Here is a 13,299-nt window from a genome sequence, read left to right as displayed (position 1 = left end):
GGTGCTGTCACGGATAAACCGACCGCGCCAGCAGCCGGTGCTGCTGGTGCTGACGCTGCTGATTACGCTGGCGCTGGGAGCGCTACCGCTGCTGAGCTACGCGGCTAACCGGCTGGTCTCCGGACAGCCGCTGATGCTTTGGCAGGTAACGGCGGGCTGGCTGCTGCTGCTGCCGCTGTTATGGCTATGGCTGGGATTGTGGTGGCCGCCAGGTCGCGGCGCGGCGCTGGCGCAGCTGCTGGGCGCGGAGCTACTGTTCGCCCTGCTGATTGGCATCGGCGGCCACGCCGCCAGTGAGCTGGCCCGCAGCGGCAGCCCGCTGGCGCGCACCGCGCTGGGCAGCGGCCTCTGGTGTGCGGCAGGATTAGCGCTGCTGCTGGCCGCCGAAGCGATTCGCCAGCTTAGCCAGCAGACGCCGCTGCGTATTCTGCTTAATCTGCAACTATGGCTGCCGCCGCTGATACTGCTGCTGAGTGGTCAGCTGGACGCGCTGTCGCTGCTGAAAGAGTACAGCAATCGCACCGCCGTCTTTAACGCCGCGTTCAGCCAGCATCTGCTGCTGCTGGGCGGCACGCTGCTGCCCACCTTGCTGATTGGTCTGCCGCTGGGACTTGCCATCGCGCGTCGTGCCCGCTGGCAACATGCCGCCTTCAGCGTGCTGAATCTGATCCAGACCGTGCCGTCTGTGGCGTTGTTTGGCCTGCTGATTGCACCGCTGGCCGGGCTGGCGGCGCATTTTCCGCTGCTGGCGCGCCTCGGTATCAGCGGGATTGGCGTCGCGCCGGCGCTGATTGCGCTGGTGCTGTATGCACTGCTGCCGCTGGTGCGCAGCGTGGTCGCGGGGCTGCAGCAGGTGCCGCAGGAGGTGCGTGAAACCGCGCGCGGCATGGGCATGAGTGGCTGGCAGCAGTTCTGGCACGCCGAGCTGCCGCTGGCGCTGCCGGTGTGGCTCTCCGGACTGCGCGTGGTGGTGGTGCAAACCGTCGGGCTGGCGGTAGTCGCCGCACTGATTGGGGCCGGCGGCTTCGGCGCCATTGTGTTTCAGGGACTGCTGAGCAGCGCGCTGGATCTGGTGCTGCTGGGCGTGATTCCGGTGGTGGCGCTGGCGGTGATATTCGATGCGCTGCTGCGATTGCTGTCGGCGCTGCTGGAGAGAGGACATGATTGAATTTCATCAGGTAAGCAAAGCGTTCGCCGGTAAAGAGGCGATTCGCAACCTGTCGCTGAAGATTGAGAAGGGCAGTTTTACCGTGCTGATCGGCACATCCGGCTCGGGTAAATCCACCACGCTGAAGATGATTAACCGGCTGGTTGAGCATGACAGCGGCGAAATCCGTTTTGCCGGTGAGCCGATCGAGCAGATGGATGCGCGCGCGCTGCGGCGGCGCATTGGCTATGCCATTCAGTCCATCGGCCTGTTTCCACACTGGAATGTGGCCAAAAATATCGCCACCGTGCCGTCGCTGCTCGGCTGGCCGCGGGAAAAAATTGCCGCACGGGTTGAGGAGCTGCTGGCGCTGCTCAATCTCGACAGTCAGCTGGCGTCGCGCTATCCGCACCAGCTCTCCGGCGGTCAGCAGCAGCGTGTTGGCGTGGCGCGCGCGCTGGCGGCCGACCCGGAACTGCTGCTGATGGATGAACCGTTCGGCGCGCTCGATCCGGTCAACCGGCAGGCGCTGCAGCAGGAGATGCTGCGCATTCAGCAGCTGTCGGGGCGCACTGTGGTGCTGGTGACGCACGATATCGACGAAGCGTTAACTCTCGCCGATCAGCTGGTGTTGATGGACGGCGGAGAGATTGTGCAGCAGGGACGGCCGATTGACCTGCTGACGCAGCCTGCCAGTGATTTCGCGCGCCAGTTCTTTGGCCGCAGCGAGCTGGGCGTGCGTCTGCTGGCGCTGGGGCGGGCCGGCAGTGCGGCACGACGCGGTGAGTGGCTGGAGGCGGAACCGATCGCCGCCGGGCTGACGCTGCGCGAGGCGCTGTCGCAGTTTATTGCGCGGCGCACCGACAAATTACCGGTTGTCGATCAACATCAGCAGCCGCTGGGCGTGCTGCACTTTAGCGATTTGCTGCGACAGCAGGAGGCGGGCTGATGCGAGTGCTGCGCGATCCGCTCTACTGGCTGCTGGGGATATTTCTGCTGTTGCTGTGGGGGTTACCGCACAGTGCGCCGCTGTTTGCGCACTGGTTTCCACAGCTGGAGCGTCCGCTGTACCAGCAGGAGAGTTTCTGGCAGCTGGCGCTGGCCCATCTGCTGCTGGTGATCAGCGGCAGCGCGCTGGCAATAGTGGTGGGCGTTGGCTGTGCGGTCTTCGCTACCCGTCACGGCGGCAGGGCGTTCCGCCCGCTGCTGGAGACGCTGGCGGCTGCCGGCCAGACCTTTCCACCGGTGGTGGTGCTGGCGATTGCCGTGCCGGTCATGGGCTTTGGCGCTGCGCCGGCGGTGATGGCGCTGTTTCTGTATGGGCTGTTGCCGATTCTGCAAGGCACGCTGGCGGGACTGGACAGCGTTCCGGCCAGCAGCCGTGAGATCGCCGTCGGTCTGGGAATGGGACCGTGGCGGCGTCTGTGGCAGATAGAGCTGGCGCTGGCGGCACCGATGATTATGGCGGGCGTGCGCACCTCAGTGATGATCAACATCGGCACCGCGACCATCGCCTCAACCGTCGGGGCGGAAAGTCTGGGTTCGCCGGTGATTATCGGTCTGAGCGGCTTCAATACCGCTTATGTGATTCAGGGCGCGCTGCTGGTGGCGCTGCTGGCGCTGATCTGCGACCGGCTGCTGGAGCGGTTGCAGCACGCACTCAGTGGGTATGCAGAATAAGGCTGTAGCCAACCAGCATCATGCCGCCCATGCCGCCAATCGCCATGATGGCAAACAGGGTGCCAATGAGAATTTTATTCCAGTTCATAGGTAAACCTGAGAAAAGTCATGAAGTGCGGCATGATAACGCGCACATGCGGTAAGGCAAAGGCCGCATGTGCGATTTTTCAGGTCGGTTCGTGGACGTGAATCGAGAAGCCCTGAGCCTGCCAGTGTTCGAACTGCTCCAGCTGGCGGCGCGTCGGCTTTTTACCGGTCCAGATAAACAGATGCTGGCCGGGAAACAGCTCCGGACGCGGCATATCCAGCGGTTCCGCCAGCACATCAATGCGCCAGCCCTGCTGCGCTAAGCGCCAGGCTTCCAGCCAGATGCGGGTGCGATCTTCTACGCCCCAGCCAATCATTAAGGCATCTTTGCCGGCTTTTTTACGCGCGCCTGCCAGACAGAACGCGACATAATCAATCAGTGCGCCGTCCAGCAGACTGCACATGGTGCGGGCGGTATTTTGATCCAGCCCGAGACGCTGGCGTACCGGTACAAAAACGTGGTCAATCAGCGCATCGACCGGGTGTTCACGGCCAATGGTGGCGATTTTGGTGCGCAGTTTGGATGCGCGCACGTGGCGCAGCACGCTCATCAGCTCTTCCTGCAGCGCCGTCCAGCCGTCATGCACGTTGAAGGTCTCTCCTTCAAGCAGGGCTTTGACTTTGCCAACAGGCACACCGCTCTCTATCCAGCGTTTGATCTCTTCGATCCGCTGAACATCTTCATCATCAAATTGTCGATGACCACCCTCAGTGCGCTGCGGCTTTAACAATCCATAACGACGCTGCCAGGCGCGCAGGGTTACCGGGTTAATTCCACAGCGCTCGGCAACATCACCGATACTGTATAAGGCCATGGCATCCTCTAAAATTCTGACCTGCATAACAACACCTTAACCGCCAGAGTGAGCTTGTACAATGATTATTTTATTGTACAACTTGACCCACTGCACGATTTCGGGCTTTATCTCTTATGTGAGATTTATTTCCCGAAAATGAGAGGTTGAAGATGTCTGCTCTAAATACGGAAGATCGGCTTGCGGCACGTCTGGCGGAATTACGCCTGCAGCGCGGCTGGTCGCTGGATGAACTGGCTCTGGCAACCGGCATTAGCCGGGCATCATTGTCGCGCATTGAGCGCGCCGAGACCAGCCCTACCGCCGCTTTGCTTAATCGCTTGTGCGTGGCCTACGGTTTAACCATGTCGCGACTGCTCAGCGAAGTAGAAGAAGAAGCGGCGCTGCTGCTGAAAGCGGAGCAGCAGCCGGTCTGGCAGGATACGCTCAGCGGCTTCCAGCGGCGCAACGTCTCGCCGCCGGCCAGTCAGTTTAAAGCGGAGCTGGTGGAGGGCGTGCTGCGTCCGGGCGCGCGCATTGATTATGATGCGCCGCCGGTACAGGGGCTGGAACAGCACATCTGGCTGCAGTCGGGCGAGCTGACCCTCACCATGGAGACGCAGAGCTGGACGCTACAGGCCGGCGATTGCCTGCGCTTCCACCTCAGCGGACGTTCCTCTTTTCAGGCGCATGCCGAAGGCGGCGCGCGCTACATTCTGGTGGTGTGCAAACCATGATTGAAATCGACTCTCTCAGCGCTACCCAGGCGCAGCCGCTGCTGGCGTCATTGTGTGAAGTGCTGCACGGCTGCGTGGCAGACGGTGCCAGCGTCGGCTTCATTGACGCGAACGATCGCGCAGTGATGGCGCGTTTCTGGCAGGACAAAATTTACAGCCTGGCGAGCGGCGATAACCAGCTGCTGGTGGCCTGGCAAGCGGGCGAGATAGTGGCCACGGTGATGCTGGGCTTCAGCAGTATGCCCAACGGCCGCCATCGCGCGGAGATCAGCAAGCTACTGGTGCATCCGCGTGCGCGACGTCAGGGCATTGCGCGCCGTCTGATGTTACGTGCCGAACAGCTGGCGCAGCAGCAGGGGAAAACGCTGCTGGTGCTGGATACGCGCAGCGGCGATGTTGCCAGCGCGCTCTATCTTTCGCTCGGCTGGCAGGTGGCGGGTTCGATTCCGTACTATGCCGAATCCACAGCCGGCGAGCTGGATGCTACCACGGTGATGTATAAGCGGCTGACATAAGCGTTCTGGTTGCTGTTACCGGACGCCGCGTTTCGTTTCCCTTGTCCACATGCTGCCTCTCCCTCTCCCGGTGGGAGAGGGCCGGGGTGAGGGCATCAGCGTACACTTTCCCGTCCCGTACCAGCAGAAACCCGGTCGCACGCACCAAATCAGTGCGCCGCCGCCGCATCGCTCAACCCCAGCGCCTGCATAAACAGCCGGATGATCGGATTTATTTTCCGGCCTTTCTTCATCACCAGACAAAATGCGGTTTCGCGCCGCAGCGTGTCATCGCCCAGCTCACACAGTTGTCCGCGGGCAATAAACGGAGCGGCATAATGTTCCGGTAAATACCCAATAAAGTGACCGGTTAAAATCAGCATGGCCACCGATTCCACCTGCACCGCCTGCACACCGCTCTCCTGCACCGGAATCAGGCGGCGTTCATCGCGTGGAGTAACATATAAATGATTAATAATTTTCTGCTGACGTAATACATCCACCGAAATATTTTTATCGCAAGATCCGCAATAGAGAGGATGTGACGCAGCGCAATATAATTTTGCGTATTCTTTATAAAGTTCGAAGTAATCAAACTCATTTTTCATTTCATACACGGGCGCAATGCCGCAATGAAAACGCCCTTCGCTTATGCCGCGTTCAATATCATCCAGCTGTGCGGTCTGCAGACGAATCTGCACCTTTGGCGCTTTCTGGTGCAGCTGTTGCACCGCACTGGTGACCGGCGAGTGCGGATCGCTAATGGTGTTATCCACCACGCAAATCGCGATGTCGCCCAGCAGCTCGTTGCGACTATTGTGCAGCCGCTCGCGAAACAGGTTGAGCGATACGAACAGCTCCAGCGTGGCCTGATAAACATTGATGCCGTACTGCGTCAGCTCAAAACCTTCACGGCCGCGGCTGCACAGCGTCATGCCCAGCCGAATCTCCAGGTCAGAAACCTGTTTACTGATCGCCGCCAGGCCAATATTTAATTCGTGACTGGCGGCGGTTAATCCTCCGGCTTCCACCACGCATTTAAATACCCGCAGCAATTTTAAGTCGATATTACTCAGCGCCAGAACCGCATTATCGCCGCGATTATTCGCATTGTTTCCAGACTGGGAAACTTTACTTTCCATTTTTGCTATTCAACTCCGGAATAATTGCGGTGAAAGTACAGTGAATCTGAAATACCACCTATTTGCCAGCGTGGCAATAAAATAAGTTTTTATTATCGCTGCCGGCTGAATCCAAACTTTTTCATATTGCTGCGGCTGATTTGTGAGGGAAATAGCATGTCTGAGAATGCCGAACTGTTATGGGGTGCACGTTTTAAAGCGGCTCCGGCAGCCAGTTTAACCGCGCTGTCGCGTAGCCCGGATTATTACTTTGCGCTGGCGCCGTACGACCTCGCCGGTTGCCGCGCCCATGCGCGCGAGCTGGCGCGTGCCGGGCTATTGAGTGCTGACGAGCTGGATACCATGCTGGCGGCGATTGACGCGCTGGACGCCGATTATCGCGCTGGCCAGCTGCAGCCGATTGCCGCCGATGAAGACGTGCATACTTTCATCGAACGCGCGCTGACAGAACGCCTCGGCGCGCTGGGCGGCAAGCTGCGTGCCGGCCGTTCACGCAACGATCAGACCGTCAACGATCTGCGTCTCTACCTGCGGGATAACGGCCGCAAGCTGGTGAGCGCGCTGTTGCAGCTGCAGCAGGCGCTGGTGACGCAGGCCGCACAACACACCGACAGCGTCGCGCCCGGCTTCACCCATCTGCAACAGGCGCAGCCGATTGTGTTTGGCCATCAACTGCTGGCGCATGCCCAATCCTTCGCGCGTGACATTGAGCGTATGCAGGACTGGGATCGCCGCAGCGCGCGCTGTCCGCTGGGCGCGGCGGCGATGGCCGGTTCGGCGATTGCGCGTCAGCCACAGCTGGCCGCCGCCGATCTCGCTTATCTGGCACCGTGCGAAAACTCGATCGATGCAGTCGCCAGCCGCGACTACGCCGCGGAATTCCTGTTCGTCACCAGCATGATCGGCATCAACCTGTCCCGGCTGTGTGAAGAGGTGTGCCTGTGGGCGTCACGGCAGTTCCGCTGGGTGGAGCTGCACGACAGTTATGCCACCGGCAGTTCGATCATGCCGCAGAAGAAAAATCCGGACATTGCCGAGCTGACGCGCGGCCGCAGCGGCCGGCTGGTCGGTAACCTGATGGCGCTGCTGACCACCATGAAAGCCATGCCGCTCTCTTACAACCGCGATCTCAGTGACGACAAACGTAACGTGATTGATGCGGTCGACACGCTGCTGATGGTGCTGCCTGCCATGGCCGGCATGATGGCGACGCTGAAATTCAATACTGAGGTGATGCGCGAGCAGGCGCCGGATGGCTTTACGCTGGCGACCGAAGTGGCCGACTGGCTGGCAATGCACGGCGTGCCGTTCCGCGAGGCGCACGAGATTACCGGCCAGCTGGTGCAGCTGTGTGAACGCGAAAACTGCGGCCTGGCCGATCTCAGCGATGCGCAGCTGCACGGCGTCGATACACGTCTCACGCCCGAGGTGCGTCAGGCATTAACGCTGGAAGCGGCGCTGGCAGCCCGCAGCGGCTACGGCGGCACCGCGCCGGCACGGGTGCGCGAGCAGCTGGCCCGTCTGCAAACCCTGATGCAGGACCAGCAGCGCTGGGCCGATGATTACGCCGGACCGCGCGCCTGAGGAGAGCCTATGTCACACACCACACCGGTTGAACCGTCGGTCAACAATGGCCGCGTCCAGCCCCATTACGATCTCGATCGCTATCAGGTGGTGCCGCGCCGCTATTATGGCCGCATCACCGCATCGGCAGTGATCCTCGTGCTGCTGGCGCTGCTGGTTAACGCCTTTGCGCACGGCAATATTGAGTGGTCATTCGTCGGCCAGTTCTTTACCGCGCAGGCAATCCTTAACGGCGTGGTTAACACGCTGATTATGTCGGTGCTGGCGATGGCGCTGGGCATCCTGTTTGGCGTCATCACCGCCATCATGTACATGTCGCCCAATCCGGTGCTGCACTATATCGCGGTGGGCTATGCGTGGATCTTTCGCGGCACGCCGCTGATTCTGCAACTGCTGCTGTGGTTCAACCTGGCGCTGGTGTTTCCCACCATCAGCATTCCCGGTCTGTTCAGCGTGCAAACCGTCACGGTGATGACGCCGTTTCTCGCCGCGCTGCTCGGCCTGAGCATCAATCAGGGCGCGTACACCTCAGAAGTGGTGCGCGCCGGGCTGTTATCGGTAGATACCGGACAGTATGAAGCCGCCAAAGCCATCGGCATGCCGCGTTTGCAGGCGCTGCAGCGCATCATTCTGCCGCAGGCGATGCGGGTGATTCTGCCGCCGGTCGGCAATGAGTTCATCAGCATGATCAAAACCACCAGTCTGGCCAGCATGATTCAGTACTCCGAGCTGCTGTACAACGCGCAAACCATCTACTTCGCCAACGCGCGCGTGATGGAGCTGCTGTTTGTAGCGGGTATCTGGTACCTGATTATCGTGACGCTGCTGTCGTTCGGGCAGAGCCAGCTGGAACGCTACTTCTCACGCGGCCATCGTCGTCGCCAGTAACCGGGAGTGAGAGATGAGAAACATCGTGCGCGCCGTCAAGGTGAACAAATATTTCGATCAGTTCCACGCGCTGAAGGACGTCAGCCTGGAAGTGAACTACGGCGAGGTGATGTGCATTCTCGGCCCGTCGGGTTCCGGTAAGAGCACCTTTCTGCGCTGTATCAACCAGCTGGAGAAAGTGGATCAGGGCGGCATCTGGGTCGACAACGAACTGGCGGGCTATCGCATTGCCGGCAACAAGCTGCATCCGCTGAGTGACAAACAGATTGCGCGCCAGCGGCTGCAGACCGGCATGGTATTTCAGCGCTTCAACCTGTTTCCGCACAAGACCGCGCTGGAGAACATCATCGAGGGACCGTGTCGCGTGCTGCTGCGTCCGAAACGCGAGGCCAGCGAAGAGGCGATGGCGCTGCTGGATCGCGTCGGACTGGCGCACAAAGCGCACGACTATCCGCAGTCACTCTCCGGCGGTCAGCAGCAGCGCGTGGCGATTGCCCGCGCGCTGGCGATGAAACCCAAACTGATGCTGTTTGATGAACCGACCTCGGCGCTCGATCCGGAGATGGTCGGTGAAGTGCTGGCGGTAATGCGCCAGCTGGCAAAAGAAGGCACCACCATGCTGGTGGTGACCCACGAAATGGGCTTTGCGCGTGAGGTCGCCAACCAGGTGGTGTTTATGGATGAGGGACGCATTATTGAGCAGGGCGCACCGGAAGAGATTCTGCTGAACCCGCAAAACCCACGGATGAAAAACTTTATCAACGCGATTCTTCTTTAACGTGACCGGGGTGAATAGATGAAAAAATTGTTATTGAGTGCCATCAGTGCCGCGCTGCTGCTGCAATCCTCTGCCTGGGCGGAGATTGCCGTACCGGCCAGTATCAAAGAGAAGGGGCTGACCGTCGCCATCATGCCGAACTATCCGCCGATGGATTTTAAAGATCCGGCCACCAATCAGCTGAGCGGCGTCGATTATGAGCTGGGCCAGGCAATTGGCGAGAAGCTCGGCGTGAAGGTTAACTGGCAGGAGATCGCGTTTGAACAGATGGTCAACGCGGTGGTGACCAAACGCGTCGATCTGGTGATGTCCGGCATGACCGACACCAAAGAGCGGCAGAAGGTGGTTAACTTTATCGACTACTTCAAAACCGGTCCGCAGTTTTACACCCTGGCGGCGCGCAGCGACATCAACAGCGCCACCGATCTGTGCGGCAAAAAAGTAGGCACCAGCCGCCGCACCACCTTCCCGCAGGAGATTGCTACCTGGTCAAAAGCGCACTGCGAAGCGGCCGGTAAACCCGCGATTATCGTGGTGGGCGCGGAAGGCACCGCCGATGCGCGCACGCAGCTGCGTCAGCGTCGTCTGGATGGCGCGGTACAGGGCAGCGAAACCCTGCCGTACATCATGAACCTGGAAAAAGGCACCTTTAAGCCGCTGGATAAAGCCTTCTCCTTCCAGTACACCGGCATGGCGCTGGGTAAAGATGCCGGTGAGCTGACCACGGCGATTCAGGCCGCCATCAATGCCATGATTGCCGATGGCAGCTACCAGAAAATCCTCAGTAAATGGGGCCTGAGCGACAACGGCATTGCCGAAGCCACGGTGAATCAGGGCTAAGGAGCGGGCGTATGCAACAACCGGGCGCAGTGCGCTGGCCGCAGGGCAAGCGTGGCTGTATGGCGCTGGCGTTTGATCTTGATGGTCCCACTGGCGATGCCATGCTTAATGGCAGCCTGTGGTCAACACCAGAGTATTTCACCTTTGGCGCCTACGGGCCGTTTCGCGCGCTCGGTCGGCTGCTGGATCTGCTGCGCGCCTTCCAACTGCCGGCCACGTTTTTTGTACCGGCGTGGGTGGTGGAGCAGTGGCCGCGGCAGTGCCAGGCGATTATCGAACAGGGCCACGAAGTGGCCTATCACGGTTATCGCCACGAATCGTTCTGGGCGATTACGCCAGATGAACAGCGCGCCGTGATGGCGCGCTCTGCCGCCATCTTTCAGCAACATCTTGGTATCCGCGCCTGCGGTTTTCGTACTCCTTCCGGCGACTGGCACGCCGAAACGCCGCAGATTCTGCGGGAAGCAGGGGTGATTTACTCCAGCAGCATGCGTGGTGACGATCGGCCGTACAGCATTGCCGTCGCCGGGCATACGCCGCTGGTGGAGATTCCCGGCAAATGGGAGATGGATGATTACGCCTCGCTGGCCTACACGCGCCAGCCGGATTTTCCACAGGGCGGCGACCGCATTGCCAGCTATGCGCACACCCGTGACAACTGGCAGCGCGAATTTGACGGCGCGATGGCGGAAGGACTGTGCCTGACCACGCTGTTCCACCCGAAAATTTCCGTGCAGCCCGGCCGTTTGCTGTTGCTGGAGCAGCTGTTTGCCCACATGACGGCGCGCGACGATGTGTGGTTTGCGCGCTGTGATGCGGTGGCCGCGTGGTATTTGCAGGAGCAGCAACATGACTGAACATTCACGCTGGCCGTCGGGCAAACAATCGGCGGCCATCATTACCATCGACTATCACGATATTCACGGCATCCTGACGCAGGCGCCTGCGGTTGCCGGGCGCGATAAAACCCTGTCGGTGTGGCGCTATGGCACGCTGCGCGGCGTTGATCGCCTGCTGGATCTGCTGGCGGAGAAACAGCTGCTGGCCAGCTGGTGCTTACCGGCCATCGTCGCCGAAGAGCAGCCGCAGGTGCTGCAGCGTATTGTCGCCGCCGGCCATGAGATCGCCTGCAGCGGTGAGCGACACGAAGACTTCTCGGCGCTGACGCTGGCGCAGCAGATTGCCAGCGTAACGCGCGGCTGCGAGCGGCTGGCGCAGCTGACCGGCCAGCCGATTGCCGGGTTTCGCACGCCGGCTGGCCAGTGGAAACCGGGCCTTGCTGCGGCGCTGGCAACGCACGGCATCCGCTGGTCCTCCAGCTGGCGCGGTGATGACTTACCCTATTTTCACCCCGGCACCCGGCTGGTGGAGCTGCCCATGCACTACACGCTGGAGGATGCGCCCTATTTTGCCTTCAACCTCAGCCCGGCGATTCCGCCCGGACAGTCGCGCATCGCGCCCTATGGCGAAACGCTGGCTAACCTGACGCAGGATTTCCACGGTTTTCACCGTTTCGGCCTGTGCTACCTGTTGCGGCTGCACCCGGAAATTATCGGCACCGCCGGGCGCATTGGCCTGCTGCGTCAGCTGCTGGAGACGCTGCAGCAGCATGACGTGTGGATCGCTACTGCCGGCCAGGTGGCCGCGCACTGGCAGACGCAGCCGGATAACGATGCCGATCATCCGGCAGAGGTGTTTGCCCGGGTCAGCGGAGGCGAACATGGACACCACGCTTGATCGGCTGGCGGATTTCATCGCGGCCACCCGCTTTGCCCAACTGCCGGAACCGCTGGTAGCGCAGGCGAAGCGCCATCTGCTGGATACGCTCGGCGCGGCGCTGGCGGGCTGTGACAGCCCGATCTGGCGCGAATGCCGGGCGCTGGTGGCCGAAGAGGGCGGCAGCGCCGTGGCGCAGCTGTGGGGCTGTGCGCAGCAAGCTTCCCCGCGCCAGGCGGCGTGGCTTAACGGCGTGGCAGCGCACATGTATGAGCTGGACGACACCGGCGGCTGCGATCACTCCGGTGCCGTGGTGTTACCGGCGCTGCTGGCGGCACTGCCGCTGGCGACGCAGCCGGTCGACGGCCGGGAGTTTCTCACCGCGATGGTCGTGGGTTATGACATCGGCCGTCGCGTGCTGGAAGCCTGCGGGGGGTATGCGGCGCACAACGGTGCGGGCTGGCACTCGACTGCTAGCTGTGGCGTTTTTGGCGCGGCTGCCGCCGTCAGTTGTTTGCTGCGGCTGCCGGCCGCGCAGTGTGCCTCGGCGCTGGGCATCGCTGCCAGCTTCAGTGGTGGCCTGTGGGGCTTTATTCATGATGGCTCGCACACCAAAAAGCTGCACGCGGCGCGCGCGGCGGAAGGGGGCGTACAGGCGGCGCTGCTGGCACAACGCGGCATCAGCGGACCGGCTGCGGTATTTGAGGCGCGCTGGGGCGGCTTTCTGCAAACGCTGGCCGGTGAAACGCAACAGCCCGCCGCGCTCACGGCCCAACTGGGCGAGGTGTGGAAACTGGCGCGCTGTTCCATCAAGCCGTACGCCGCCTGTCGCGGCACGCATGCGGCGATCGATGCGCTGGATCAGCTGCTGCGGCAGCATGCTGTGGCAAACGGGGATATTGCGCGCATTGTGGTTGGGCTCAATCCGTTCCTGCTGGAGATGTGCGGCACGCGTGAGCTCACCAGCCTCGCCGCCGCGCAAATGAGCCTGCCGTATGCGCTGACGGCGCGTGCGCTGTTCGGCTCTGCGGAGCTGGCGAGTTATGACGACAGCCGTCGCCTGAGTGCGGAAGCTGCCGCGCTGATGGCGCGTATTGAGCTGGAGATTGACCACCAGCAGGGGCGCGATGATGAGCCGTGGGTCCGGCTGGAAACGGTGCAGGGCATGCAGTGGCAGCAGCACGTCGCGGTGCCGTCCGGATCGCCGGCGAATCCGCTGAGCGACGCGGCGCTGCACGCCAAATACCGCAGCCTCGCCGCGCGCGTTTTGCCGGCGGCACAGGTGCAGCAGCTGGAAACGCTGTGTCTGACGCTGGATAGCGTGGCGGATGTGCGGCAAGTCGCGGCGTTGCTGGCGACCCGGTAAAAGTGGGGCGCCAGCCATGATGTAATGCCGATCGGTCAGGCCAGCG

General features: G+C 61.5%; 14 protein-coding genes. 12 read left to right on the top strand and 2 right to left on the bottom strand.

The annotated features are described in order from the left end of the window. The first annotated feature begins 1 nt into the window (after nucleotide 1). Genes C1N56_RS13105 through C1N56_RS13095 form a run of 3 tightly spaced genes read left to right on the top strand, consistent with a single transcriptional unit; the run spans nucleotide 2 to nucleotide 2,827 of the window. Nucleotides 2–1,168 carry an ABC transporter permease gene (locus C1N56_RS13105; RefSeq protein ID WP_182688961.1) on the top strand — a complete coding sequence of 389 codons (1,167 nt, stop codon included), beginning with the start codon at nucleotides 2–4 and terminating at the stop codon, nucleotides 1,166–1,168. Then, a complete protein-coding gene (locus C1N56_RS13100) occupies nucleotides 1,161–2,096 on the top strand; it encodes an ABC transporter ATP-binding protein (protein ID WP_021508457.1) in 936 nt (311 codons plus the stop codon). The genes C1N56_RS13105 and C1N56_RS13100 overlap by 8 nt, the downstream gene beginning before the upstream one ends. Beyond that, entirely contained in the window at nucleotides 2,096–2,827 is a 732-nt protein-coding gene (locus C1N56_RS13095) for an ABC transporter permease (protein ID WP_394516745.1), read from the top strand. The genes C1N56_RS13100 and C1N56_RS13095 overlap by 1 nt, the downstream gene beginning before the upstream one ends. 167 nt (nucleotides 2,828–2,994) lie before the next feature. On the opposite strand, the gene C1N56_RS13090 is transcribed toward C1N56_RS13095, so the two are convergent. Continuing rightward, nucleotides 2,995–3,729, bottom strand: coding sequence for a MerR family transcriptional regulator (locus C1N56_RS13090; RefSeq protein ID WP_031279872.1), 735 nt, complete (start codon nucleotides 3,727–3,729; stop codon nucleotides 2,995–2,997). A gap of 152 nt (nucleotides 3,730–3,881) precedes the next feature. On the opposite strand from C1N56_RS13090, the gene C1N56_RS13085 reads away from it, so the two are divergent. Together C1N56_RS13085 and C1N56_RS13080 are read left to right on the top strand one after the other, a co-directional pair. Further along, on the top strand, nucleotides 3,882–4,445 hold the full coding sequence (locus tag C1N56_RS13085; protein WP_058757823.1) for a helix-turn-helix domain-containing protein: 564 nt from the start codon (nucleotides 3,882–3,884) through the stop codon (nucleotides 4,443–4,445). Further along, nucleotides 4,442–4,960, top strand: coding sequence for a GNAT family N-acetyltransferase (locus tag C1N56_RS13080; RefSeq protein WP_394516744.1), 519 nt, complete (start codon nucleotides 4,442–4,444; stop codon nucleotides 4,958–4,960). Before C1N56_RS13085 ends, C1N56_RS13080 begins: the two co-directional genes overlap by 4 nt. 149 nt (nucleotides 4,961–5,109) lie before the next feature. Here C1N56_RS13080 and C1N56_RS13075 read toward each other — a convergent pair whose 3' ends face one another. Continuing rightward, the gene (locus tag C1N56_RS13075) at nucleotides 5,110–6,081 is read right to left on the bottom strand and encodes a LysR family transcriptional regulator (RefSeq protein ID WP_021508451.1); all 972 of its coding nucleotides are present in this window, start codon (nucleotides 6,079–6,081) and stop codon (nucleotides 5,110–5,112) included. A 156-nt stretch (nucleotides 6,082–6,237) separates the two neighbouring features. On the opposite strand from C1N56_RS13075, the gene argH reads away from it, so the two are divergent. The 7 genes from argH to C1N56_RS13040 are packed head-to-tail and all read left to right on the top strand — an operon-like array spanning nucleotide 6,238 to nucleotide 13,253. Further along, nucleotides 6,238–7,665, top strand: a complete 1,428-nt coding sequence (argH, locus tag C1N56_RS13070; RefSeq protein ID WP_394516743.1) for an argininosuccinate lyase — start codon at nucleotides 6,238–6,240, stop codon at nucleotides 7,663–7,665. A 9-nt stretch (nucleotides 7,666–7,674) separates the two neighbouring features. Beyond that, on the top strand, nucleotides 7,675–8,553 hold the full coding sequence (locus C1N56_RS13065; RefSeq protein ID WP_021508449.1) for an amino acid ABC transporter permease: 879 nt from the start codon (nucleotides 7,675–7,677) through the stop codon (nucleotides 8,551–8,553). A 13-nt stretch (nucleotides 8,554–8,566) separates the two neighbouring features. Then, nucleotides 8,567–9,331 carry an amino acid ABC transporter ATP-binding protein gene (locus tag C1N56_RS13060; protein ID WP_021508448.1) on the top strand — a complete coding sequence of 255 codons (765 nt, stop codon included), beginning with the start codon at nucleotides 8,567–8,569 and terminating at the stop codon, nucleotides 9,329–9,331. An 18-nt stretch (nucleotides 9,332–9,349) separates the two neighbouring features. Continuing rightward, a complete protein-coding gene (locus C1N56_RS13055) occupies nucleotides 9,350–10,171 on the top strand; it encodes an ABC transporter substrate-binding protein (protein WP_021508447.1) in 822 nt (273 codons plus the stop codon). Between the two features lie 11 nt (nucleotides 10,172–10,182). Beyond that, nucleotides 10,183–11,028 carry a polysaccharide deacetylase family protein gene (locus C1N56_RS13050; protein WP_394516742.1) on the top strand — a complete coding sequence of 282 codons (846 nt, stop codon included), beginning with the start codon at nucleotides 10,183–10,185 and terminating at the stop codon, nucleotides 11,026–11,028. Beyond that, entirely contained in the window at nucleotides 11,021–11,908 is an 888-nt protein-coding gene (locus C1N56_RS13045) for a polysaccharide deacetylase family protein (protein ID WP_132465439.1), read from the top strand. Before C1N56_RS13050 ends, C1N56_RS13045 begins: the two co-directional genes overlap by 8 nt. Further along, entirely contained in the window at nucleotides 11,892–13,253 is a 1,362-nt protein-coding gene (locus C1N56_RS13040) for an MmgE/PrpD family protein (RefSeq protein ID WP_394516741.1), read from the top strand. The genes C1N56_RS13045 and C1N56_RS13040 overlap by 17 nt, the downstream gene beginning before the upstream one ends. Nucleotides 13,254–13,299: the final 46 nt, after the last annotated feature.

The sequence above is a fragment of the Pantoea sp. SGAir0175 genome, assembly GCF_043547855.1.
Note: the sequence above shows the minus strand (reverse complement) of the source record. Positions and strands in the feature narration are given on the sequence as shown.